Origin of the sequence: Ruminococcus turbiniformis (assembly GCF_020687545.1) — a bacterium.
GTDB lineage: Bacteria > Bacillota > Clostridia > Lachnospirales > Lachnospiraceae > Mediterraneibacter > Mediterraneibacter turbiniformis.
The window spans coordinates 25,830-49,632 of sequence record NZ_JAJEQX010000022.1 but is presented as its reverse complement, the minus strand read 5'-3'; the positions used below and the strand labels follow the sequence as shown (position 1 = coordinate 49,632).

At 46.4% G+C, this 23,803-nt stretch carries 27 protein-coding genes and 5 tRNA genes; 5 read left to right on the top strand and 27 right to left on the bottom strand.

Annotation, left to right across the window (positions count from 1 at the left end; translation table 11 throughout):
• Positions 1 to 8 precede the first annotated feature (8 nt).
• From LKD70_RS12175 to LKD70_RS12145, 7 genes are all read right to left on the bottom strand, one after another.
• Positions 9 to 773, bottom strand: a complete 765-nt coding sequence (locus tag LKD70_RS12175; protein ID WP_227708252.1) for an ABC transporter ATP-binding protein — start codon at positions 771 to 773, stop codon at positions 9 to 11.
• Positions 770 to 1,549 (bottom strand): ATP-binding cassette domain-containing protein, encoded by a 780-nt coding sequence (locus LKD70_RS12170; RefSeq protein ID WP_227708251.1) that lies wholly within the window; start codon positions 1,547 to 1,549, stop codon positions 770 to 772. The genes LKD70_RS12175 and LKD70_RS12170 overlap by 4 nt, the downstream gene beginning before the upstream one ends.
• A complete protein-coding gene (locus tag LKD70_RS12165) occupies positions 1,539 to 2,357 on the bottom strand; it encodes an ABC transporter permease (RefSeq protein ID WP_227708250.1) in 819 nt (272 codons plus the stop codon). The genes LKD70_RS12170 and LKD70_RS12165 overlap by 11 nt, the downstream gene beginning before the upstream one ends.
• Positions 2,354 to 3,274: an ABC transporter permease gene (locus LKD70_RS12160; protein ID WP_265104835.1), complete on the bottom strand. Its 921-nt coding sequence runs from the start codon at positions 3,272 to 3,274 to the stop codon at positions 2,354 to 2,356. Before LKD70_RS12160 ends, LKD70_RS12165 begins: the two co-directional genes overlap by 4 nt.
• 207 nt (positions 3,275 to 3,481) lie before the next feature.
• On the bottom strand, positions 3,482 to 4,447 hold the full coding sequence (locus LKD70_RS12155) for a helix-turn-helix domain-containing protein (RefSeq protein ID WP_227708248.1): 966 nt from the start codon (positions 4,445 to 4,447) through the stop codon (positions 3,482 to 3,484).
• Positions 4,448 to 4,570: 123 nt separating this feature from the next.
• On the bottom strand, positions 4,571 to 4,759 hold the full coding sequence (locus LKD70_RS12150) for a helix-turn-helix domain-containing protein (protein WP_087270553.1): 189 nt from the start codon (positions 4,757 to 4,759) through the stop codon (positions 4,571 to 4,573).
• A 1-nt stretch (position 4,760) separates the two neighbouring features.
• A complete protein-coding gene (locus tag LKD70_RS12145) occupies positions 4,761 to 5,201 on the bottom strand; it encodes a sigma-70 family RNA polymerase sigma factor (protein WP_087270550.1) in 441 nt (146 codons plus the stop codon).
• 411 nt (positions 5,202 to 5,612) lie between these two features.
• Between LKD70_RS12145 and LKD70_RS12140 the strand changes: the two genes are divergently transcribed.
• Positions 5,613 to 5,957 carry a helix-turn-helix domain-containing protein gene (locus LKD70_RS12140; RefSeq protein ID WP_015573108.1) on the top strand — a complete coding sequence of 115 codons (345 nt, stop codon included), beginning with the start codon at positions 5,613 to 5,615 and terminating at the stop codon, positions 5,955 to 5,957.
• Positions 5,958 to 6,088: 131 nt separating this feature from the next.
• Here LKD70_RS12140 and LKD70_RS12135 read toward each other — a convergent pair whose 3' ends face one another.
• Both LKD70_RS12135 and LKD70_RS12130 read right to left on the bottom strand, forming a co-directional pair.
• Positions 6,089 to 6,496: a hypothetical protein gene (locus LKD70_RS12135; protein WP_087270548.1), complete on the bottom strand. Its 408-nt coding sequence runs from the start codon at positions 6,494 to 6,496 to the stop codon at positions 6,089 to 6,091.
• On the bottom strand, positions 6,496 to 7,428 hold the full coding sequence (locus tag LKD70_RS12130; RefSeq protein WP_227708247.1) for a ParM/StbA family protein: 933 nt from the start codon (positions 7,426 to 7,428) through the stop codon (positions 6,496 to 6,498). The genes LKD70_RS12135 and LKD70_RS12130 overlap by 1 nt, the downstream gene beginning before the upstream one ends.
• Positions 7,429 to 7,541: 113 nt before the next feature.
• On the opposite strand from LKD70_RS12130, the gene LKD70_RS12125 reads away from it, so the two are divergent.
• Positions 7,542 to 8,174, top strand: coding sequence for a HEAT repeat domain-containing protein (locus tag LKD70_RS12125; protein ID WP_227708246.1), 633 nt, complete (start codon positions 7,542 to 7,544; stop codon positions 8,172 to 8,174).
• A 55-nt stretch (positions 8,175 to 8,229) separates the two neighbouring features.
• Here the strand turns inward: LKD70_RS12125 and LKD70_RS12120 are convergent, their stop codons facing one another.
• The 11 genes from LKD70_RS12120 to LKD70_RS12070 all read right to left on the bottom strand — a co-directional run bounded on the left by LKD70_RS12120 (position 8,230) and on the right by LKD70_RS12070 (position 17,483).
• Positions 8,230 to 8,427 (bottom strand): hypothetical protein, encoded by a 198-nt coding sequence (locus LKD70_RS12120; RefSeq protein ID WP_015573104.1) that lies wholly within the window; start codon positions 8,425 to 8,427, stop codon positions 8,230 to 8,232.
• A 23-nt stretch (positions 8,428 to 8,450) separates the two neighbouring features.
• Complete coding sequence (locus tag LKD70_RS12115) at positions 8,451 to 8,888, bottom strand: hypothetical protein (protein WP_201310208.1); 438 nt, start codon at positions 8,886 to 8,888, stop codon at positions 8,451 to 8,453.
• Positions 8,889 to 8,972: 84 nt separating this feature from the next.
• Positions 8,973 to 9,746, bottom strand: coding sequence for a class B sortase (gene srtB, locus LKD70_RS12110; RefSeq protein WP_201310207.1), 774 nt, complete (start codon positions 9,744 to 9,746; stop codon positions 8,973 to 8,975).
• Positions 9,743 to 10,957 carry a CHC2 zinc finger domain-containing protein gene (locus tag LKD70_RS12105; protein ID WP_227708245.1) on the bottom strand — a complete coding sequence of 405 codons (1,215 nt, stop codon included), beginning with the start codon at positions 10,955 to 10,957 and terminating at the stop codon, positions 9,743 to 9,745. Before LKD70_RS12105 ends, srtB begins: the two co-directional genes overlap by 4 nt.
• 61 nt (positions 10,958 to 11,018) lie before the next feature.
• Positions 11,019 to 11,957, bottom strand: coding sequence for a hypothetical protein (locus LKD70_RS12100; protein ID WP_227708244.1), 939 nt, complete (start codon positions 11,955 to 11,957; stop codon positions 11,019 to 11,021).
• 82 nt (positions 11,958 to 12,039) lie between these two features.
• On the bottom strand, positions 12,040 to 14,274 hold the full coding sequence (gene recD2, locus LKD70_RS12095; RefSeq protein ID WP_227708243.1) for an SF1B family DNA helicase RecD2: 2,235 nt from the start codon (positions 14,272 to 14,274) through the stop codon (positions 12,040 to 12,042).
• Positions 14,237 to 14,653: a DUF7768 domain-containing protein gene (locus LKD70_RS12090; RefSeq protein ID WP_087416647.1), complete on the bottom strand. Its 417-nt coding sequence runs from the start codon at positions 14,651 to 14,653 to the stop codon at positions 14,237 to 14,239. Before LKD70_RS12090 ends, recD2 begins: the two co-directional genes overlap by 38 nt.
• Positions 14,653 to 15,696, bottom strand: a complete 1,044-nt coding sequence (locus tag LKD70_RS12085) for a YqaJ viral recombinase family nuclease (protein ID WP_227708242.1) — start codon at positions 15,694 to 15,696, stop codon at positions 14,653 to 14,655. The genes LKD70_RS12090 and LKD70_RS12085 overlap by 1 nt, the downstream gene beginning before the upstream one ends.
• Before the next feature lie 10 nt (positions 15,697 to 15,706).
• The gene (locus LKD70_RS12080) at positions 15,707 to 16,846 is read right to left on the bottom strand and encodes a transposase (protein ID WP_227708241.1); all 1,140 of its coding nucleotides are present in this window, start codon (positions 16,844 to 16,846) and stop codon (positions 15,707 to 15,709) included.
• A complete protein-coding gene (locus tag LKD70_RS12075) occupies positions 16,843 to 17,091 on the bottom strand; it encodes a hypothetical protein (protein WP_054353196.1) in 249 nt (82 codons plus the stop codon). The genes LKD70_RS12080 and LKD70_RS12075 overlap by 4 nt, the downstream gene beginning before the upstream one ends.
• A gap of 185 nt (positions 17,092 to 17,276) precedes the next feature.
• A complete protein-coding gene (locus LKD70_RS12070) occupies positions 17,277 to 17,483 on the bottom strand; it encodes a 2-ketoisovalerate ferredoxin oxidoreductase (protein ID WP_106789382.1) in 207 nt (68 codons plus the stop codon).
• Between the two features lie 197 nt (positions 17,484 to 17,680).
• On the opposite strand from LKD70_RS12070, the gene LKD70_RS12065 reads away from it, so the two are divergent.
• From LKD70_RS12065 to LKD70_RS12055, 3 genes are all read left to right on the top strand, one after another.
• Positions 17,681 to 17,998, top strand: a complete 318-nt coding sequence (locus tag LKD70_RS12065; RefSeq protein WP_015573094.1) for a helix-turn-helix domain-containing protein — start codon at positions 17,681 to 17,683, stop codon at positions 17,996 to 17,998.
• A 147-nt stretch (positions 17,999 to 18,145) separates the two neighbouring features.
• On the top strand, positions 18,146 to 18,496 hold the full coding sequence (locus LKD70_RS18650; protein WP_320442603.1) for a helix-turn-helix domain-containing protein: 351 nt from the start codon (positions 18,146 to 18,148) through the stop codon (positions 18,494 to 18,496).
• A 96-nt stretch (positions 18,497 to 18,592) separates the two neighbouring features.
• Positions 18,593 to 20,101 carry a tyrosine-type recombinase/integrase gene (locus LKD70_RS12055; RefSeq protein ID WP_227060854.1) on the top strand — a complete coding sequence of 503 codons (1,509 nt, stop codon included), beginning with the start codon at positions 18,593 to 18,595 and terminating at the stop codon, positions 20,099 to 20,101.
• A gap of 44 nt (positions 20,102 to 20,145) precedes the next feature.
• On the opposite strand, the gene LKD70_RS12050 is transcribed toward LKD70_RS12055, so the two are convergent.
• The 7 genes from LKD70_RS12050 to LKD70_RS12020 form a co-directional block, all read right to left on the bottom strand.
• A tRNA-Leu gene (locus LKD70_RS12050) sits at positions 20,146 to 20,231 on the bottom strand.
• A 231-nt stretch (positions 20,232 to 20,462) separates the two neighbouring features.
• Positions 20,463 to 20,536: transfer RNA gene (locus LKD70_RS12045), tRNA-Asp, on the bottom strand.
• A gap of 46 nt (positions 20,537 to 20,582) precedes the next feature.
• A tRNA-Ile gene (locus LKD70_RS12040) sits at positions 20,583 to 20,656 on the bottom strand.
• A gap of 29 nt (positions 20,657 to 20,685) precedes the next feature.
• A tRNA-Thr gene (locus LKD70_RS12035) sits at positions 20,686 to 20,758 on the bottom strand.
• 208 nt (positions 20,759 to 20,966) lie between these two features.
• A tRNA-Glu gene (locus tag LKD70_RS12030) sits at positions 20,967 to 21,038 on the bottom strand.
• Positions 21,039 to 21,219: 181 nt separating this feature from the next.
• On the bottom strand, positions 21,220 to 22,524 hold the full coding sequence (locus tag LKD70_RS12025) for a S41 family peptidase (RefSeq protein ID WP_320442602.1): 1,305 nt from the start codon (positions 22,522 to 22,524) through the stop codon (positions 21,220 to 21,222).
• Positions 22,525 to 22,675: 151 nt separating this feature from the next.
• Positions 22,676 to 23,800 (bottom strand): murein hydrolase activator EnvC family protein, encoded by a 1,125-nt coding sequence (locus tag LKD70_RS12020; RefSeq protein ID WP_227708239.1) that lies wholly within the window; start codon positions 23,798 to 23,800, stop codon positions 22,676 to 22,678.
• Between the last annotated feature and the right edge of the window lie 3 nt (positions 23,801 to 23,803).

The window sequence follows — 23,803 nt, the reverse complement described above, 5'->3', positions numbered from 1 at the left end:
ATGTCAAATTAAATAATTCCACTGGCTTCTAACAGCACTTTGCTATACGGCTGCTGAAATACAGAAGGGTCCCCGGTAAAAGCTACCTGTTCAATCAGATGTGAACTTTGCATCACAAGAATTTCATCAGCTACCACTACAGCAAGTTCCATGTCGTGGGTAATGAAAATCAAAGTGAAACCAACCTCTTTTTGCAAATCAATAATCTCTTCCACAATCTTTTTCCGCAGAGGCAGATCAAACCCATTTGTCGCTTCATCGAAGATTAAACACTCCGGTTTAGCAGCCAGCGCCCGGGCTATCGCAATTCGTTTTTGTTCGCCACCAGACAATTCCGATGGGAGACGTGCATAGTAGGAAACCGGCAGATTACAAAGTGACAATAATTCTTCACATCGTTTTTTTCGCCGTGCCTTATCCATACCAAAAAAGCAAACCAGAGGCTCTTCAATGGATTTTCCCACAGGCATCTTTGGATCCAGAGCCGAGGCAGAATTTTGCTGGATGATCTGTATTTTCTTAAAATGATCTTTCCGGACTTTATAACGTCTGCCATATAGGGCCTTATGATCAAAATACACATTTCCCCCGTCTGGCTTTTGCAGTCCGGCAATCATCCGTGCGAACGTTGTTTTCCCGGAACCGGATTCACCAACAATCGCATAACGCCCTCCATTTTTAAAAGCAACGCTGATTGGCGATACCGCCATGAATCTGCTTTGCGAAAAGGTCCCTTCTGAAAATGAGCAGCTTAGATTTCTCGTTTCAATCAATCGCCCTCCCTCCTTTCTAAACGGCACGCCCCTAAAAGATAGGCGGTATATTCTTCTTTTGGTGCTTTGATAATTTCCTGCGTAATTCCAGCCTCAATCACTTTTCCATGATTCATAATCAGCAAATGATCGGAAAAGGCAGCGGCTCGCAGATCATGGGTGACAAACAATACCGACATTCCCTCTGTGCAAAGTTGTTTCAGCTCTTTCATCAATTCTATGCGATTACAGGCATCAATAGCCGTAGTTGCCTCATCCGCAATTAAAATCTGCGGTTCATTGATTAGTGCTGCAGTTATCATCAACCGTTGCAGCATACCGCCGGAAAGGGCAAAAGGATAACTTTTTAATATTCTGTCTGTATCCTCTAAACCCAGCCTTCGTAAAATTTTATCGAATAAGGTGTGCATTTCCATCTTGGAAAAACAATCATGATGCAGCCGATAGGTTTTTTCCAACTGCTTTCCCACACGAATGGAGGGATTAAAAGCTGTCATTGGATTTTGCATGATAAAACATATTTCTTTTCCATATACCTGCTTTCGCTCCTTTTTAGTCAGGTCCAGGAGATTCATTCCTTGAAAAACAATTTGGCCTGTAGCCTGATAGGCGGAGCCAAGCAGCCCCATAATTGCTTTGCAGATGGTTGTCTTTCCTGCTCCAGAACTTCCTACAATAGAAAGCATCTCTCCTTTTTCAATCTGAAAGGATATATTTTCCGCAACAAGTTCTCCGGAGGCAAGAGAAATCGTAAGGTCTTTGACTTCAAGTGGCACTGATTTCGTCCTCCTTTCCAATCGTATCTCGCAGGCCCTCACCTAAAAGGTTGAAGCCGGCACAGCAGATAATCAGACAGATTCCAGGATAAATAATCAAACTGGAATTGATGTAAATGCTGCTCCTGGCTTCATCCAGCATGGCGCCCCATTCCGGTGTCCCTGCAATCAATCCAACGCCCAGAAAGGCAAAGCTGGAAACAGACATGATTGCAGTTGCAATTCCCGTTGTAAAGTAAACAATAAACTGGGGAAGCACATTTGGAATTAAATGCCGGATTACAATGCGTAAGTCGGAAGCCCCAGAAACTTTTGAGGCTTCTATATATTCTTTTCCACACTCTGTTTTTGCATAAGAGCGTGCCATCCGCAGAAACCACGATGCCATGGAAATAGCAATCGCAATAATAATACTGGCAACTGAGTTATCTACAGCAGAAACCAACGACATTGCAATAACAATTAGTGGAAAAGCCATGAAAATGTCACAAACCAGCCGCATGATTTCATCCAATATCCCGCCTTTATAGCTGGAATAACAGCCTACAAAGAGAGCTATGACTGCAATAACGATCAAAACAGGGATGGACAGACCGAGAGAATATCTCGCCCCATAAATCAAACGTGACAATTCACACCTTCCCATCTGGTCACAGCCCAGTGGATATTCTGCAGATGGCGGAGCATTTTTTAAAGCCAGATTTGTCGCATTAGGATCATTGGGTGCCAATAGGGGAGCCGCAATAGCAAGTATTACAAAAACGGCAATTAAAGCAATTCCGATGATGATTTGCGGTTTTCTTTTCATACACGTTTCCTCCTATACGCTGGGCATATTATACTGGAAAGAATATCAGCTGCTGTATTAAACAGAACAAAAAGAACTGCACACACCAAAACAGCCCCGGATATTCCATACACATCCATGCTTTCGCAGGATTCCATCAGATAGATTCCAAGCCCGTCAATGGAGAACACGCTTTCCACTAAGGCTGATGTTCCAAATAATGCAGCACAATACTGAGCAAATAAAGTGATTGCCGCAGGCAGAGCGTTACGCAAAACTTCTTCAAAAACAATCTGTGAATTAGAAAATCCCCTGGCTCTGGCATAAAGCACATAATCACTTTTCAGTTCATTTAAAACAGAAGCTCGCAACACTCTTGTCGAAATACAGATAATAGGCACTGCCATAGCGATTGATGGAAGTATCAGGGATTTTATACTGCCATCTGCAATGACATTAAAGATTGGAATGTTCACTGCAAAGACCGTCAAAAGAATAAGAGCCAGCCAAAAACTTGGCACACAAATTCCAATGATACAGACAATCCTCGTTACATTGTCAAAGATACCATTCTTCCGTATTACAGAAATCGCCGATAGGATGACGGTAAACAAAATCACCCATGCCATCGCCATCACAATGACGGTACAAGTCACTGGCAAGGCAGCTTTTATATTTTCAATCACTGGCTGCCTATTTGTAATGGCAGTACCCAGATCACCGGTTGCCACACCGGTTATGTAGTCAAAATATCTTTCATGGAATGGCGCATCCAGGCCAAGCTGTTCTCGCACTGCCTGAATCTGTTCTTCTGTAGCAAAAATACTGTTTTTCCTCACAATCATTTCCGCCGGATCTGTTCCAGTAAACACCTGTAAGCAGAAACATAAAGTTACGACGCCCCAAATCACAACGGCAAAACTAATGAGGCGTTTCAAAATTCTACGCCCAAGACTACCTTTATTCAGCACTTCCTTTTCACTCGCTTTCCTTTTTAGTTAGATTTGTCTAACCTATGATTTTAAAAAAAAGAACCGCAACACTGCGGCTCTTTTCTCTTTTATTGCCACCGTACATTGTCAATTATAACAATGTAAAACGGGCAGCTTCTATAACCAAGCAGGTAAATTTTTACTCCAATCGGATCACCATGATTTGCAACGGTATGCGAAAGGTGTAACACCCATAACCGATTTAAAAGCAGCGGAAAATTTACTTTGATTTTCATATCCAGCAGTCTCAGCTACTTCGCAGATGCTAAGTTGTGGTTCGGAAACCAACAGTTCTGCAGCGGCTTCCATACGCTTTATTTTCATAAAAGTACCTATCGAGTTGCCTGCGATAGAAGTGAAACATCGCTTCATGCTGGACTCTGCTACATGAACCATCTCTGCCAGTTGAGAAATGGTCATTTTTGAAAAGGGATTTTCTATAATGTATTGATATGCCTGTTGTGTACCTTTAGAAACATCCTCAGAAAACTGTTTGGGCTTCTTAACATAACTGGCATCCAAAAGGCTTAAAAATAGTAACAGTTCAATTACTTTAATCCAAAAATAGGGCAACCGGATTCTTTCGTCTACTCGATATAGTTCACTGAATATATGATCAATTTCATGTTTTGATTTAATCAATAGAGAACGGCCGTCCGCACATAAGGTATCCCTGATTTGCTTCAGGCAGATATCTCCCTGCTGAAAACCCGTATCAAGAGTTTTCTGTGCTTCTTCAATTTCCAATAATACCGTTATTCCTCGGTATTTTTTCAATGGGATCCGTGAACCAACAAATAACTGCTTCCCTTTGCAAAGGCTGCTCACTGATAAATCTCCTTCACCCAGAAAACTAACATTTCCTTTCTCCTGTTCAAACTCATAACAACCTTCCAAACAATGATCAATTTGTAAAAAATCCTGCTGTGGAATTAACGGACGATAACAAGAATCCATCTTGAGGTTATTATATGTAATCTGGATACCTGGAGCAACATCATAGCAGGTCAGTTCGCCACTCCCTGTATCTGTATCTTGTTGCAGTATAACATTGATGTTTGATCTCTCTTTATATGGGAAATATATCTTATGAAGAGAGTCTTTTACTATTTTTTCCATCATTTTACCTCATTTCCATGTGTTAGTTGTAACTAATCTCATTTTATCATATCTTCTCTAATTAATCCATATTAGTATACTTATCGAGAACCGGGCAGCTTACACCGCCCGGTCCCTTCTTAATTACTCCACATCCCGGAAATACCGGATGCACTTCATCAGTTCCACTGCCAGCTCCTGGTACAGATCTTCATCAAATCTTCCGTTCACCAGTGCGTTCTTGATCAGCAATGGACGGTACATCGCAAAGATCTCTGTCTTCGCTTCCATGTCGCCGGCTTTCGCCCGGAATAATAATTCATCAAAGCTCATCCTATTTATCCCCCAATCTTTTGCGTATTTTACGGATTGCATAGAAGTACGCATCCTTGCAGCGCTCTGCTGTCATCCCGGTCATCTGACCGATCTTTTTAAACGAGCGCTCCTCAAATACGTGAAGATAGATCAGCTCCCGTTCTTTCTCATTGAGCATCAGCAGCGATTTCACAAGTTTTTCATCCGAGAGTTCGTTCCACTCCGGGAACTCACCAGCAGCCTCTTTGAGCAGAATCTCTTCCCGCTCCTGGTTCTCCCTCATTTCTTCAAATGTGATCCGTTCTTCAATCTCCGCAATTTCCTCCATCAAGAAGGAGTCCTTCTCCGTCCGGATCTTTTTGTCCAGGTAACTGCTCCTGCGCCCTTTGATAAATTCCAGTAAGTATGCCGTAAAATGGTTCTTTGTCCGATCTCCCGAATAGGTATGTTTTTCATTCATATGTTGATTCCTCCTGAATTTCATCTGTAGTTCCAAAGAAATTCAGAAGGCCGGCGGCGAGCGGCACCCTGGCAGTCTTTCGTTCCGTTCCCACGGCAAAAAAATAAGACCGAAAGCTGCCAAAGGCAGCCCGATCCTATTCGGCGGATTTAACTTTACATGAGAACACGCAGTATATGTGGTCGGAACCAACACATATACTGCGTGTAAAAGAGTTTCTTCACCTGCAAAAAGAAGCAGGATTTTTTTGAAATTGTTTCAGATAGCGTCTGATCCATCCGGCTGTTCACACCTTATCTTCCGTAGATTCCCCCTCTATGTATGCGTTATACCGCCTGTCAACACGCATGATAGCGCATTTCATATACTGCTTGTCTGCGGTAAAATATATGCAGGAAATGAGGTGATTGGATGTATAGACAACGATTGGGGGATGCTGTAAGAGAAGCCAGAATGAATTTGGATTTATCGCAGAATACGCTTGCGGAACGGTCCCACGTATCCCTTCGTACAATTTCAGATATCGAAACTTATAAGGCGAACCCTCGTTTTGACAGTCTCTGCTCCCTGGCGTCCTATCTGAACATTTCTATTGACGCGGTGATCAAAGACCGTAAGAACAATAGCGGCAGTACGACGATGCAGCAGATCCTGGTAGAATTGGAGTCTTGCTCAGAAGAAGAGCAGGTAATTGTGCTGCAAACGCTGCGAGGCCTCTTGAAAGGACTACATACCCGGACAGAGAACCCCACATAACCACCTCTTCTGCCATTGTAAGATACACTTCTCGGAAATCTTTATAGAAGTTCTATGGATTTTCTATGGAAATTCTGAAAAAACGGTGAAAAAGAGGGAGAACCCATGCGAGTTCTCCCCAAAGACCTGTATCACATATTTCTAAATGCTGCCATGGCATCCGCAATATCCTGCATCGTTCTTTCATCAATCGGAGGGCCTTCTTCGTTCAGATCCTCGATCACGGTTTCGGCAGGCTTCTTTTCTGTCTCCGGCTGCAGCTGCTGGCTGGTTAAAGTTCCAATATCTGAAACAGGAACCTCACCGGCAATCCGCTCCATTTCCTGCCGTACCAGAAGACGCACCATTGCCTGGATACTTTCCTGGGAGACTCCAGTATCTTCACCAGACTTCTTCCCCATATACTGCAGAACGGCTTCCGCAATCAGGGCCGCCTTTTTCTCCGTCCCGTTCAGGATCTCTACGACTTCCAGATGCTCTGGATTTTTCTTGTCAAATCCTATCGTAAATACATATGGATTTTTCTTTCCCACGATCATCACTTCCCTGCTAAAGAACTGCGGTACAGGATGCCATACCCTTTCGCATTTGCGAAAATATCATCAATAAACCGATACTTGATCAGCCGGTTAGAACTTTCCAGAAAACGCCGCAGCAAAATAGCTCCGCCTCCAATAAATATGGTATAGGTAGATTTCGTATCAATGCCCCGCTCCCGGACACTGCTGAGCAAGTCGGTCACAAAATTCCGGGCCATTTCTTCTACCGTATGTACCACCATATCCGGATAATATTCCGTCTTGCCTTCCAGGATACTGTCAATGTCTGTTTCCTCCAGGAGCATATCATGATCCCCGTTGACGCTGGAAATGATGTCGTTATACATGGTGATGACACCCTTTTCCATGGAGTCACAATAGTCCAGACAGGGGGCGCCGCTTCGCATCAGCAGGAAATCGGAAGTAAATCCTCCGATATCAATTCCCACCGCTTTGGGGATCTGCCGGATTTTCTCGCCCTCAGTCATCATGGCAGCATACGCCTGGGGATATACAGCTACGTCCCGGATGCAGGTATGGTAGGTTCTTCCGTTATACACCAGATCCTGCACCTTTCCGTCTCCCAGGAAATACTCCCGATACCGCTCCGCCAATTCAGCGTAATGCTTGGGCGGCACGCCAATCGGCAGCGATACCTGCACCACATCTTCTTCCGTTACCTGACCGGTACGCTCCAGTTCCTTTGCAATAGCAAACCTCGTCAGGATGGAAAAACGCTCATCCTGCGTCTTGTCCCTCTGATACGGGATCCGCTTGTCACTCAAAACATAAAACTTCCCGTCAGTCTGAAGGAAATCCTCCCGGCCTGCAGGCTTACGGTCAGTGGATGAGAGCCCCGTAGTGAAAAGAAAATGGGTGGTCTTCATGTTCCGGTTCCCGTAATCCACGGGGATAGTCAGTTTTTTTATCATAATGCGTCACTCCTTATATTGATTTCTACTTATTCCATACGTATGAGATATGTAGATAGCAACTCTGGAGAAAAAATTTTTTGAGACTTTTTATTTAGGATAGTATTCCAGACGTGTCTTTGGTAGAATGTAGGCAGAAACAAATTGGAATTTGTGGTGGTGAGGAAATGACAAAAGAAACTAAATTAAGAATAATGAATCGACTGCAACAGCATGGATATGTTATAAACAATATCAATGATTTATTTAATCTGTCTCTCAAAGAAAGAGAACTTGTTCCTTATTTGTTAGAATTTCTCGACTATTTATCTGATGAAAGCGATAAAGAATTTATTGTACGTTGTTTAGGTGTAAAGGGATTTACAGAAGCAATACCGAAGATGTTAACAGAATTTAAAAATGCAAAGAATAATTATTATCGATGGGCAATTGCAAATTCAATCAATATTATACACAGTATGACAATAGAAAAAGAACTGATCGAGTTGTCATCAAATAAAAAATATGGGACTGGCCGGCAAATGTTAGTGCTATCTTTGGGAGAATATAAGTCAGATTTATCAATAAACTGTTTGGTTAGTCTCTTAAATGACGAAGATGTTAGAGGTCACGCTTTACAGGCATTAGGAAAATGTGGAAAACCTGAAGTATTATCAGATATTGAAATGTACTGTAATTCTGATAATAATTGGATAAAGAAGACAGCAATTAATACAGCTAAAAAAATCAGAAGAAAATATTTATAAATCCTAATTTTTCTCTATCAAGGCAGGCGCCGGTTTCCCGGTGCCTGCGTTTCATTTACCGTTCCATATAGGTGACGGTATTCTGTCTAAATCCATTCTCTTTACAAAAATCCCTGTATAATTCTTCCAATTCCGTCATGTTGTAAGCATCGAGTTCCGTCTCATCTTCCTGACCATCCATGTTGATAAATCCGATCCTGTAAGTACCTCCCACGGTTGTCACAATTCCTTTTCCTGCTTCTCTGATCGTCATATCCGCCCTCCATTCTTCATTCTTCAGGCAACTTTTGCCTGATTATTCTCATTCATTTCCGGGAATAATATCTTCGCCTTTTCCTGCAACAGGCGGCAGAACAGCTCTTTGTACCGTTCATATGCCTGGTTGTTGAGCGGTGCTTGCAAACAAGTAAGGCTCCAGACCAGCAATTCTTCTTCCTCTGTGTCATACTTTCCGGTGGTAAAGACATTTCCGTTATAAACCGGTTTAGGCGGTTTGCTGATTTCCTGCAGTTCGCCTTTTGTCCTGGCATTTTGAAGCATCGCTGTCTTTTTCTGAACAAATCCTAAGATAATCTCCTCCAGCATCCCCCGCTCCTGATAACGCCATGCCCGCTGAAAAATTGTCTGGAGTGTTTGTATCCGCTCCTCCTTAAGCCTGTCATCTTCTTTTCCTTCAATTTTCTCCCGTTCTTTCTCATATTCAGCTTCCAACATGATACTTTCCTCCATAAAAAAAGACCGGCATGGTGTCTTCCTTTTCCATACCGGCGCTGTTTTCTGTTCCTATACTTTTCTTCTTCAATTTGCTATTTCCTCTGTCAATTTCCCGTGGACAATATACCGATAATCACGTCTGGAGCTGACACAGGTGGAAAGTGTCACCACCCGGTCTGTTTCCACGACTTCCACACCGGTATCATATCCCGCATAGGAGCGGATCTGCTTCAGAAAAGCCTGAAAGTCTGCCTCTTCCGGAAACGCATAGGTATAAGCCTCGCTCCCCACATACCCGGCATAACAGGAGAAGATCTGATATTTCAGTACCTTCCCCGGCACATACAGGTAAAAGTAAGGAGAAGCCTCCCACAGAGCCTGATCCTGATAATGGGATAGGGTTCCAAACATACTGCCGTTTTTCATATTGTGGCCGTATACAATGGTGTTCGGATCCGCAAAATCCGGCTGGTTATGCCAGTCCGCAAAGATACTGCCGCTGCTGTTGTACTCCCCGGTAAACAGATGATGCAGATAATAAGCATTATCGGTTCCCTGTACCACCGGATAACTAATGGAAAGGCCGGGAATATCAATCCAGGCGATCACGTCCGGGTTCACAGCCTGCAGTCCTTCAAAGTCAATCTTCAGATATCCGTCCGGTTCTGCATCTGGTTCGCCCCCGTCTGGTTTTGGTGTGTCCTCCGGCTCCTCCACAAATGAAGCAAGCTCTTCGTAGGTATCCTCGCCCTCCTGGTATTCACCATAGATTCCTCTTAGTTTCCATGCGGAAAAAGCAAGAGCGCCGATGGCAAGCAGGATCCCTGCCAGAAACAGCAGCTTTTCTCCCTTTTTCATATGTCCACTCCCTTCTGTTCCTGCAAAGGGGCTGTCTGTGCAGCCCGCTTTGCGTAATAATAATCATCAATGCCTTTGAGTTTTCCATTCCAGTTTCCATCCGCATCCTGGTCCCAGACCATACGGCTGACCGGCAGGGACAGCTCCTGGCAGATCCCATAGACTTTTCCACAGGCGTTCTGGATGATACGGCGCTTTTCCACCTTGTACGGACAGTTTTCCGGCGTACCCTTTTCACTGCAGACCGAACATTTATGATAATGCTTATCACAGTCGGTTTTCAGCTTCTTGTCCATGTCAAACGCCTCAAAGAGAAATTTCATTTTTCTTTGCTGAAATTCCTCCAACACCGGGCGCAGGCTCCGGTACATATTCACACCTGCCAGGCAGATAAATGTATGCCCAGACAGATAATGAGCAATCGAGCCTTTCAGCCCGCCCTCTGTCAGATAGACGTTTTCCGCATCCAGATCTCCGATCACATGAACCGGGCTTCCGGAGGAAACACCGTGTGGATAGCCAGCACTGGAAAACCAGAGATATTTGTTGTTATCCCTGGGATGGTCCAGACGGATCTGACACGCCTGGATCTTTCCGTCCATGGACTCCACAGGAACCAGGAAGCCGGAGTTCTTCGTCTTGAAATTCAATGTCCAACGCTCCTCCGGATCCCGATAAAATCCCGGTACGCCTTCCAGCACGCAGCCGCTCTCCTGAAGTGTCTCTGCAATCTTATGCAGCCCGTACATCGGAACACTCCGGTAGCGCCGCTCTTTTATCTGTTCGATTGTAAGGCCCCGGGATCTCAGGTTTTCTCTATGTACACTGTAAAGGGGAAGCCGATTCAGTAATTCCGTATAGGTACGGTGCCGTTCATCCAGTGGCGCCAGCTTCGACTGCACAGGCTCTTCCTTTTCTTCCTGTACCTTTGCCTGGCGCACCTGCCGGTATTCCCCTTTATTCAAAGCCTCCCGGATTTCCTCATTTGCTTCCCGGTAGGTCAGGTTATGCAAGTCTGCATAAAGCTGTAACATCCCTCCGGATTTGTCACACCGGTTACAGCGGAAGACATTTTTAGCCGGATTGATATTCAGCCGCCCTTTGGTGTCTCCACAAAAGGGACAGTCGTAGTAATTCCCACGGCGCTTATGCAGCCGCAGAAGGTTGGCAACATCCGTGATGTCATAATCAAACCCAGTCATGTCATACATCCAGGTCTGACCTCCTTTCTTCCGCAGCCTAAAAAAGACTGCGGAAAGTTGCGTTTTATGATCAGCTGGCTTTTGGAAGTGCCTGTCTCAAAAGAACCCTGGCTGCCGCCGGGATCAGATTGTTATGTCCCCGGTAGCTGTTAGCGAAATAATCCAGGCTGGAAGGGCTTTCCACAGCCACTTGCCCCATAGATTTCCCGCCAAATTTTCCTTTTCCGCCAATGACCACGGCTTTCGCCTGCTCATAGGTCATGCGGTTTGCCAGCTCCTCCACGGGAAGATTTCCGTCCAGCGGAGTTTCCGGTGCAGCCGCTGCAGGTTTCATCTGCCGGACAGACGCTCCCATCATATTTCCCTGCGCCTGGGCCTGACGATAGAATTGGTTCATCATGCTCTGGCTGGGATTGGCTTTTGCCGGCCTGCCCGGATACGGCATATTCCCTGCGGGAGTGTTCCCGGCATACCCGTTCTTGCCATTGTAATCCGGCTGTCCGGCAGAAACCGGCTGCCCTCCATAAGAGGGTGCACCTGCGGCAGCTTCCGGATACTGCAGCGGTACGGGGATCCCCGCATCCACCTGCGCCGGATCATTGCTTTCTCCTACGTCCGCAAACTGGACGCCGTATCCCGCATCAGAGAGCGCACGTCCCACGGCGGCAGTCTCTGCCATCTCCAGGAACTTGTCTCCAAACTTTGGATCCTCTGAGCGGAATTTCATGGAAAACGCATTGGCAATGTAATTCTCCGGTGCATCCGTGTAGTTCAGGTAGATTTTTGCCTCCGCCAGCGCCACGTTCTCATTAAACCAGACAATATGACTGGAGATCCGCCCCAAAGGATTCGCCAGACGGAACCAGAGTTTCCGGTATTTCACATCCAGATAAAGCTGGTCCTCCTGATCCTCCTGTTTGATCGTCCGGGCAAATTCCAGAGGTTCAAATCCCTCCACCCGGTTCAAAGCCGCCACTGCCTGATTTTTCTGATACAGTAATTCGTTCATACATCTGCTCCTTTCACAAACAGGGCAGGATATCCCTCTACATAAGGAATAGCCTGCCTTTCTTCATAAGTGGAAATTATTTTTATACCGCAAGCCGAAGCTGTTTCGGCTCACGCTCATTCAGGTATTGATAATAGTAACGGGTGATCCGCTCCCCAAGAGCTGTATTGCGCCTGCCGGCATCGTCCGTATGGACTGCCTGGCAGACTGCGTTCCATTGCCCCACCAGATACACCTTTTTCTTTGCACGGGTAATGCCTGTGTACAGGATATTCCGCTTCAGCATCATATAAAAGGCTCTCACCCAGGGGATGATGACAATATCGCACTCGGATCCCTGGGACTTGTGTATGGTAATGGCATTGGCGTGTTCGATCATCTCCAGATCTTCCGTCTCGTAGGTCACGACACGTCCATCCGGAAATTCGATCACCGTTTTTACGGTTCCTTCCTCATCCGTATAAAAATCCGTAATCCTTCCCAGGTCCCCATTGCTGGCCATCAACGTATTCTTGTTCTGAAGCACCTTATCCCCTTCCCGGTAGGTCTGCCCTCCTGCGGACAGTTCCTTTTTCCCAGGACTTGGCGGATTGATCAGGTCCTCCAGGCTCCGGTTCAGCTCGTTAGCGCCGTTTACCGTCTTTACCCGATAGGGTGTCAAAATCTGCACATGGTCCAGGCCGTTCCTTGCGGCCTCTTCCTGGTAAAGCTGGCGTACCATGGCTGCTGTCTCATCTGCCGAATTGCAGGAGATAAACTGGAAATCATCTCCAAACCCAAAATCCGTCCGGTTTGCCAACATTTTACGGGCATTTAAGTGGATGTTGCTGGTCTTTCCCTGGCGGAATACCAGATCCAGCACCGTCACAGGGATCAGCCCGCAGCCGATCAACTGCCGGAACACATCACCGGCTCCCACAGAAGGGAGCTGATCTACGTCGCCTACCAGCAGGATACGGGAAGCAGGCTTTACCCTGCGGAAAAATTCATATCCCAAATGCATATCTACCATGGATACTTCATCCAGATTCAGGAATCCGGCTTCCAGGTATTCTACTGCGTCTTCATAATCGGAAAAGTCACCCAGAAGCCCCAGTGCCATGTGCATCGTTGAGGCGTACTCATGCCCGGTGCTTTCCGCCATCCGGCGTGCCGCACGCCCCGTAGGAGCCATGAGCTGTACCTGTGATCGGCAGACAATGGCATGGATATAAAGGATGACCTTTAACACGGTGGTCTTTCCGGTTCCAGGCCCGCCGGTAATAATGCTGATCTGGTTTCGGAACACCATGCGCACTGCCTGTTTCTGCTTCTCTGACAGGGTAATCGCCAGGGCAGTCTGGGCCTGCGCCAATTCCTTTTCGATGTCATACGCCTCGCCCTGATCCAACAAACGCCGGGCGATCATGGAAGCGGTCTGGTTTTCTTCCTCATACTGCTTCTTCACATACACCCGCTCGCCGTCTACCACAATGCTTTCCTGCATGACCAGCCGGTAGAGTACCCGCTGGATGTCTGTTTCTGTCACTGCCTGATGCGGGAGATCCTGGTTTAGCATGGCATATGCCCGCTGGATCAGCTCCGGGCACTCCAGGTACAGATGTCCCTCCTCCTTCATGGCAGACTCCATGAGATGGGAGAGGCAGCCTGAAATCCGCATGGGATCATTGAGCGCCTGGCAGTTCTGCCGTCCAATGGCATCTACTGTTAAAAAGCCAAACCCTTTCACAGCACAGAGCTGATAAGGCCTGTGGCGGACAATCTCCACGGACTCATTGCGAAACCGCTGGAGGATCAGGTTCACCTTTTTAGGCGTTACCTTATAGGGTGCCAGGAATGTCATGAGTTCCCGGAACACCTTGTTTTTTCCGTAGGACTCCACAATCCCCTTCAGCTTTTTCTGGGAAATTCCTTTTACCTTCAGAAGCTCCTGGGGATGTTCTTCCATGATTTCCAGCGTATTAAGGCCAAATTCTTTGTAAATGGCCTCTGCAACTTTTGGCCCCACACCCTTTACAGAACCGCAGGAGAGGTAGCCTAAGATCCCCTCCTTCGTGCGCGGCACGATCTCCATGAAATTTTCCACCTGATACTGCAGGCCGTGGCTGGACTTTTCCCACTGTCCTTCCATCTCAATCTCGATCTGGTCAGACTGGGGCAGGTCAAAGCCTATGGCGATAAACCCGATCACTTTCTGGCCCTGTAAGTATTTGTCTCTGGCAGCAAGCGGTACAGAAGCATCCTTCGTCGTAAACACCGCAATGGTGTATCCATTCTCCTCATTCAGAAATATGGTTTTCCGGTATCTGCACCGCATATTCGATCTCCTTCCAATTTTTTATCTTCCGTAACTGAAACGGATCCCGGCCTCCTTTGAGCCAGTACACCTCCTTCCCGGTATCATGGGCATAACGGATTTCTCCTTCCATGCCGGAAGAAATCCTCTCTCCACAGATAATCAGCACATCACAGAAGTCTAAAAGCTGTTTCCCAATGGAAAGCGCCAGCTTCCGTTCCTCTGGTATGGTGTCATCCAGCATCAGTGGCAGATAGGCATGGGAGGCATATGTACGGCAGTGGAATACCTGGCTGACCGTATCCAGATACGCCTTCGCAAGCCCCATGTTAAACATTCGTTCTTCCCGGGTTTTCGCAGACAACGGAGAGCAGATATACGCTCTTTTTCCTTTTAACATCACGCCGCCTCCTTCTTTAACCGGAAGATCCGGTTTTCTGTTTCTGTAGCATATTCTTTGAAAATATCCGGATGCTGCACTTTCAGCTTTTCAAGATTTTCTTTCCCGATCATCGTCCTGCGGGTCGGGTTAAAGGTAATCTTGTAACGGTTGGTTCCGTCTTCCAGAAATGCCTTGCATCCCTGTCCCATCAGCTCCACAAAAGGAACACTGATCGCACGCTGTTCTGCGTCAATTTCCTTCTTACGCTTCTCTAAGCGTGATTTTTCATCTGATAAAGCAAGATACTTTTCCAGGCTTTTGGAATCCAGCGTCGTGATTGGGATTTCCGGGATCGACTTATCAGCATAGCCGCTGTAACGGCGGATGCTGGCAAGCACCAGATCCGGTTTCCCCACCAGCGGCGGTTCCACCTTCTTCTCCACAAATTCACGCCAGAAATATCCTTCCTGCTCGATGATATCCTGCTCTTCCATGAGATCACGCTCCAGAGGACGGTATACAAAGTCGTTCTCGTTATTCCCCCACAGACACGCAATAAATGCATGACTGATGTTCACCACCGACATATAGTGCCGCACCTGATAGACATAGTGCTCCGGGATTTTCCCGTCATCCCACTTCTCTTTGGCGTTATAATTACAGGTTTTGCACTCCAGTATGGCAAAGCTGCCATCCGGCATACGCACAAAGAAATCAATATCGGCAAGCATAAACGGGTAAAGCGGATGCCGGAACATGATCCGCACGGGAAACACCTCCAGGCCGGTTTTCTTAGAGAAAATCTCCGCTACCAGATCCTCCAGTCTGTGTCCAAATTCCTTGGCAACCCAGTTGGCTTCAGGTTCCTCAATCACCGGGGTAACGCCAATCTTGTCATAGTAAAGATCACGGCTGGTAACAAAAGGCGAGATTCCCATGATAGCGGCTACATCACTGCCTCCGATCCCCAGACGGCGGAATGCGAGCCATTGCTCTCTGGAGAGGGTACTGATATCCACGACCTGTTCCGGTTCATAATCCATTCGTAACATCTGTTTCATAAGCTCCTCCTTAACACTTAACGGCGCCATATACATCAAATTCCTTCCAGTCCATGGCAAGGGCCCTGGTCAGGTTTTCCTCCATCCGCAAAAGCTGGCTGCCGGTAAATCCCTGGCAGGCGGCATAGAAGGGTGCCTCGTTCATGGCATAGTAAAGGTCATGGGCCGTACAGCTCTGTTCCCCGTTCTGTGCCACATACATCTCCACCACTTCATTACGGATCGCCGCCTTGATCTTCAGCTTTTTCATCAGTAACCTTAAGCAGTTCACCGGGTTATGAATCTCGATTTCCAGAAGCGCTGCCAAACGCTCTGTGGCATCCTGATATCTTGCATACACTTCTTTCAAATTGTTGCGGTAATCCAGGATTGTGCTGTGGTTCCTGTGCGCCAGAGTGATCGGGCTTCCCAGGCTGAGCGTATGGTTGTTCCCGTCTGTCAGCAGCATAGGATACAGATTGACACCGCTGGCTGCGACATCAGAAGTGGTCAGGCGCAGCGCCGGTGTAAGATTCTTTCTGCTTACTCCGTACCGGTCCAGCGCATCCCTGTAGGTGTCCAGAAGCTCCTGGTTCCCGGAAAGCGTCCACATGGCACTCATGACGGAATGGTCATAGGTTCCGGAGCCTTCCAGATAAGCGCTTCCCTTGAAATTCGTGTGCAGATATTCGCTGGTCATCTCAAAGATTGCTTTCATGTCCAGTACGCTGTAATCATGGGCGTCTCCCCCGTGGACTGCAGAGACTTTTCCATCCGCAATCTTGATGAGGCATTCCCCTTTCGCTGCTTTCAGGCAGCAATTCACAACCTTTGCATAAGTTGCCAGATCCAGCTTTCGCAGGCCGTCCCCGCCGATACCGGCACGTCCTAAGATTGTCTGGATTGCACAGTTCCGGACCGGATATGCCTCGCCTCGTACCTTCAGTACAAGCCGGGTGTGCTTTTCCGTATCCTTCAGGATTTCCTCCATCTCTGCGTCTCCGTTCTCCAGGTTGTCCGCCTCTTTTTCAAGCGGCACCAGCCGGAGGGCTCGGATGGGCTTGCGGATCCACTCTGAGGCTTTCCTTCTTCTTGAAAGAAAATCAAGCATCTCCTCTGCCGTGGCAAATGTCTTTTCAAAACCATCTGCGTAAACCATTGTTTCATTCATTGTTTCTTCCACCTTTCTTTAAAATAATTATCCATAAACAGCCGAAGCTGATTGTGGCAGGCCACATACATACACAAAAATCCGGCAGAAACATTTTCTTCCGGATAAACGGCAACAAAAAAGGATGAGCAGAGAAACCTCTTGTTTTCTCCATTCATCCTTTTCCAATCTGGTTCTTCACCGATAAAACAAAAAAAGTGCCACACAGCCATTTCAGGCATACGGTGACACTTCACTACAAACATAAACAACTTATGCCGGGAAAAGCTCCTGCTTTTCCTCTTCATGTACGGGATTTCTCAAAATCCCAAAACATGATCTCCCGCCGGGGAACGCATAAAAAAGAACTATATCAGTATAGTAGCACAGGATATAGGTGCTGTCAATTTGTTTTATACTATATATGGTATGCAATAACGGTATAAATATCCTATTTTGTGGTTTTTGTTTCCTCCTCGCTGACAAACGTGATCTGTCTTGCCATAAATTCCTCACAGCTTGTCAGAGTTTTTCCATGCTTCTTCAGTTCCTCACTGGCATTTTGATTACATCGTTCTTCAAAGATACATCCCTCACAGTTGTTTGCCAGCGCCCTGCGGACCCATTTCAATTCTTCCTGCGTACCTATGATTTTCATTAAAAACACCTCATTAACATCATACCCTAAAACAGCGCTTCTATCACATTTTTTTGCAATCAGGTATATAGCAGTAAATTCCGGTTATATTCCGTAATATAAGCATTTATATAGTGAATAACTCTATTTTATTCCGTAATTTGCCGGAATTAAATAGTTTAAAATCGAAGGAAGATGTAGGAAGAGAGGTGGATGACATGGAGAAAAAATTTATCGGTGACAGGATTACCGAACTGCGGATAAAAAAGAATGTATCCGAATATCAGATGAGCCTGGATCTCGGCAAAAACAAAAGTTACATCCAGTCCATTTCTTCCGGGCGCTCCCTGCCTACCATGGAGAACTTCCTGGAAATCTGCGAATATCTGGAAGTAACTCCCTGCCAGTTCTTCGATACAGCTCTTCACAATCTTCCTCTATACGAAAAAGCGGCTGACTTATTAAAGCAGCTCGACGATGAGGATATGATCGCTGTAATCAGTATACTACATCGGCTCGCTGCCAGACATAAATAATTTTCAGAGGCTGTCCACACGGACAGCTTTTTTTCTATTTTTTTACACATTCTGCATTTTCTCCGCTATTTCCCTTACAAATGGCAAAATAGAGTACCTTGAAAATTTCACACCCTCCCGGAAGAGGGATACGGGTGCCTGCAGATAGTGCAGCATGATGCGTGCCTGCAGGCTTTAAGATTGCATAGCAACGCCGAAGACGCGGCTTGGGAAGGCGCAGGAACTGGCTTCCAGGGAGAATTATTTCAATCATCTATTTATCAGGGAGGTATCTATACGAAAAAAAGCGAGACATACACATCCGTATTTAAAAACTATCCGGATGTTGTAACTGTAGAACAAATGAGTGAAATGTTAGGAATTAGCACTAAAACCGCCTATAAACTGCTTAAAGAAAATAAAATAAAACATTTTATGATAGGGCGGATCTACAAAATTCCAAAATATTATATTCTAACCTATCTGGAAATTCTTGACCAGAACAATAGCAACAAGTAATTTCTATCACAGGTACTGCCAATTTTGTGCCAGCATGGTATAATATCCATGCCAATACGTGAAGTTGACTGTTACCCTGTAAAGGAGGTTTGAATTATGGTAGCAGGTCATCTTCGAGAGCAGAATGGCATTTACCAAATGATATTATGTTACAAAGACACGAACAACAAGCGGTGCAGTAAATCAATCAGCACCGGGCTTCCGGTAAAAGGAAATAAAAAGAAGGCGGAAGCACTTCTGGCACAGACGAGAAAAGAGTTTATCCCTCCAATCTGGAATAAGGATACACACGTTCATGTGTTTCTAGTGGAGTGGATACAATATGCTCCTCTGGAGGCAGCCGAATTTTCTCAGTACAAGCACCATATCAACCGGTGGATTGTGCCCTATTTTAAAGAGCATATCAGCAGCATCAGTGAGTTGTCCGTTCAAGAACTGGAACAGTATTTTTCCTCACTCAGAAAAGCCGACAATCCACAGATTGCTGGTTCGCAACATTTAATCTCTACCAGTCATCACATTTTACTGATGGCCTTCAGCCATGCAGTTAGTAGTGGTTGGGTTGAAAAAAATCCTTTGGTTTCGATCAATCCGGAGACAGGGAAAGGTGAGATTCTGTTTGCAGACTTCATTTTGAAATGGCTTGCAGTCATCAAGTACAAGGTGCAAATTACAACATATGCAGGATACCGCAGTAATGTAGAGAAGAGGATAGAACCCTATTTTCGTGAAAGAGGATACACGTTAAATGAGCTTTCAGACAATCCAGAGTTTATTCAGGACTATTATACCTATGAACTGGAAGAACGGCATGTAAAGCCAAATACGGTCATCAGACGCCATGCTAACATCCATAAGTGTCTTGACTATGCTGTACAATTAAAATTGCTAAAGGATAATCCAGCAGACCGGGTGCAAAGACCAGAAGAGAACACTTATGAGGCTCAATACTATACAAACGAAGAAATGGTACAGCTTTTTAAAGCTGCTCATGGGGATCCGCTTGAAATCTGCATATTTCTTGCCGCATTTTATGGTATGCGTCGCAGCGAAGCACTTGGAGTGAAGTGGTCCAGAATTGATATGGTGAACAAGACCATCACTGTAAACCATGTGGTAACAGATATCTATATTGACGGGCATTGTCAGCGTGTCATCAAAGACAAGACAAAATCAAAATCAAGCACACGCAAGCTACCATTAGTCCCGCCATTTGAGGCAGTCCTTAAATATGTTTATCAGAAGCAGCACTATCAGCAGTACGTCTGCGGCGATTCCTATTGTAAGGAATATCTGGATTACATCAATAAGACAGAAACCGGAGAACTTATAAAGCCGGGCTATGTGACGGATCACTTCCAGTTACTACTGAAAAAGAATGGTCTGCGACGGATCCGCTTTCATGATCTCCGCCATAGCTGTGCATCCTTATTGTATTCATATGGCGTTGACCTCAAGGCTATTCAGCATTGGTTAGGACACAGTACGATCTCAACGACTGCAAACATTTATACACACTTTGATTACGACCAGAAGATAAACACAGCAAATGCAATGATCCAGTCCCTTCCCGCAAGTGTTTTTCCGGGCATAGGTGTGAACTAAAAAGAAAAAAGACTAAAACAATCTGTCTTAGTCTCTTTACCAAATGCCGGTGGCCGGACTCGAACCGGCACGGAAATTACTCTCCGAAGGATTTTAAGTCCTTTGCGTCTGCCAATTCCGCCACACCGGCAAATATGTGTACACCCAACCCGCTGTAAACAGCTACAAACACCTCTAATTTTGGAGGGATGTTTTGGAGGGATGCAAGCACATTTGCTAAATATGAAATTTTAAGATCCTTGATTTTTCAAGGAAAATCTGCCAGAACTTAACAATCCATCCATTGGATTTTAAGTCCCGGGCGTCTGCCAGTTCCGCCACTGCGGCAGCTATTAAATTTTCCCCATCCTGCGATGAGAAACGACCCAGAAGAGACTCGAACTCTCGACCTCCGCCGTGACAGGGCGGCGCTCTAACCAACTGAGCCACTGGGCCTTACTGTGAGCACTCAGCATCCGTCTTTCAGACACTCATGTGCAAATGGACCTTCGGGGACTCGAACCCAGGACCGACCGGTTATGAGCCGGTTGCTCTAACCAACTGAGCTAAAGGTCCGCAAATGATTAATGTTCCCTCAGGAACAAAGCCGATGATCGGACTCGAACCGATAACCTGCTGATTACAAATCAGCTGCTCTGCCAATTGAGCCACATCGGCATATGTAGTTTTCTGTCTGCTGAGCAGCGATTTGTAATCTCTGCTCTGCCTGCGATTGACTTCGTCAATCTTATTGAATTGTGCCACATCGGCATATGTAGTTTTCTGTCTGCTGAGCAGCGATTTGTAATCTCTGCTCTGCCTGCGATTGACTTCGTCAATCTTATTAAATTGTGCCACATCGGCATATTCAATTTTACACTTAAAATGACCCCGACGGGAATCGAACCCGTGTTACCGCCGTGAAAGGGCGATGTCTTAACCGCTTGACCACGGGGCCTCACAGATTATTTTGCCCGTTTTGCCATCAACAGCGACTTATATAATACCATAGAAGAACTGATTTTGCAAGATATTTATTGCAAAATCAGTTCTATAAAATCCTTTTTTTAAAGTTTTGAAGCTTTTTCCACATCGGTTCATTCACGCGCGCTCAGGCGGCGGCAAATGATTCTCAGAATTCACTCTGCACGTACAGCTTCAAGCGCCGCCTCGAGCTGATTATCTGCCTTCGGATTATTTTCGTCGTATACATATTCCACTTCCACATCCGGCTGTACCCCGGTCCCGATAATACTGTTCCCGCTCGGTGTATAATATTCGGCAATCGTAACTTTCAGGCTTGTTCCGTCCCCCATGCCGATAATCTGCTGCACCACGCCTTTTCCGTAAGTCGTCTGCCCGACGATTGTGCCGATCCCATAATCCTGCACTGCCGCGCTGAATATTTCCGAAGCACTCGCGCTGCGGCCGTCTACAAGTACCGCAAGCGGTTTTGCAAACTCATTTTCCCCGTCGCATGTCTCTTCTTCCGTATTTCCGTATTTATCCTTCACAGACACAATCACGCCTTCCGGAAGAATCAGCCTGAGCATATCTGTGACAGTGTTAAAGTTTCCTCCCGGGTTTCCCCTCAGATCGATAACCAGTCCGGTCATCCCCTGGGATTCCAGATCTTCAAGAGCGGTTTTAAACTGCTCATACGTCACATCAGCAAACTTTTCCACATAAATGTATCCGGTCTGTCCGTCTTTCATCTCGTACTCAACAGTATGCTCTTCAATTACATCTCTTGTGACGGTGAATTCCATCGTTTCCCCGTCTCTTATCACCTGGATTACGACTTCTGTTCCAGTCTCCCCCTTTGTCCAGAAGAGTACCGTATCCGAGCTTTCCCCGTCTGTCAGGTGGCCGTCCACCTGATACAGCACATCTCCCGCCTGGATTCCGGCTTTATCTGCAGGGGATCCCTCATAAACCTCGGTGATGGTAAACTTTCCGGTCTGCGCATTTCTCAGAATAGACGCTCCGATTCCGGAAAACTCTCCGCTGTCGTCTTCCATCATCGCCTTCGTCTCTTCCGCATCGTAGTATTCCGTGTAAAGATCTCCCAAAGCCGCCACATATCCGGAATATATTCCCTCTATCAACGCATCTTTATCGATCTCATCATCATAGAGATAGTATTCCTCAACCAGAGCATTAATGTCATTTAACTTGTTGTTCACCTCTCTGACCGAAACCGAATCCGACGCAAAGCTTCCGCCAAACACCTTGCTCAGAAGGCTGCTTCCTCCTGTTATCGCGACGAGAAGGACTGCCGCGGTCAGCATCCCGGCCAGGAATCCTCTGCCAAACCGATTTTGTCCCGGAAGGGCCGGCTTTTTCCTTTCCTGACGTCCTTTCTGTTCCGAATCCGCCGTCTCTGCCGCCTCTGTTTCCACACCGTCTGTTCCACGTGTTTCTGTTTCCATATTCTCTGTCATAACTCCTCCGCCAATCTGTCAGAGCCTCTTTCATAAACTCTGCTGTACCATTAAATTATAAAGGAGGGCAAAACGGTTATTTCCCGCTTTGTCCTCCCTCGTCTTACAGCATTCCCGGAGAAATGCCGGTTTTATTGTCCCGCAAAACAATTTACAGGTATTTATCCGGATTCACCGCGACACCGTTCTCTTCCACCTGGAAATGAAGGTGCGGTCCTGTGGACTGTCCTGTGCTTCCCACATATCCGATCTGCTGACCTTTTTCCACGGTCTGTCCTGCCGTAACACAGATCGCGCTGTGATGCATATATTTTGTTGTCAGTCCGTTCCCGTGATTGATGACTACCCAGTTGCCTGCGCTCGGGCTGTAGCCCGCGATAATAACGGTTCCTGCCGCTGCCGCGTAGGTCGGTGTTCCGGTCGGAGCCGCATAATCGTGTCCCTTATGACCTCCCACCTCGTATGGACGGATCTCTCCGAAATAACTGGACTGATATGTATATCCCGGACACGGATGAGTAAAATACCCGTTTCCGCTGACTACGTTTCCTCCGGATGACTCTGTGTAACTGCCGCCTCCGGATGCCGCCGCTGCCGCCTGTTCTTCCTGAATACGCTTCGCCTCTTCAGCTTTCGCTCTCAGGTCTTCCAGCACTGCCTCATTCTCACTGATCTGAGACTGAATGTCCTCAAGCTGTGCTTCATTGCTGTCCAGCATGGTCTGTACTTCATTCTGCTGGGTAATCAGCTGATCCTGCAGAGTCTGCAGCTCGGCATACTCTGCCTGAAGCGATGCCTCTTTTTCCTCAATCTCTTTTACCGTATCCTGATATTTTATGAGCTCATTTCTATCATATTCAGAAATACTCGAAATATACTCAGCCTTGTTCAGAAATTCTCCCATGCTCTCGCTCGTCATGAGCATCTCCATGAGCTGGGTATTTCCGCCTTCATACATGAACTTAATGCGGATCTTCATACTTTCGTACTGGTTGTCCGCAGCGACCTGCGCCTGCACGAGTTCATTTTCCGCCGCTTCAATCTCATCTTCCTTGGCGGTCAGCTGATTCTGTGTTTCATTCATATCAGCTATAATATTCTCAAGCTGCTGGGACAGCGATGCGTTTTCCGCCTCCGCTGCCTCTTTCTGTTCTTCGAGTTCGTCTGCCTTCTGTTCGGCCTCTTCCATTGTCAGCGCATTTGCATTGCAGACCATTCCCATGCTCATAACAACTGTGAGCAGCATCCCCGCCAGTCTTTTTGTCCGCTTTTTCATAAG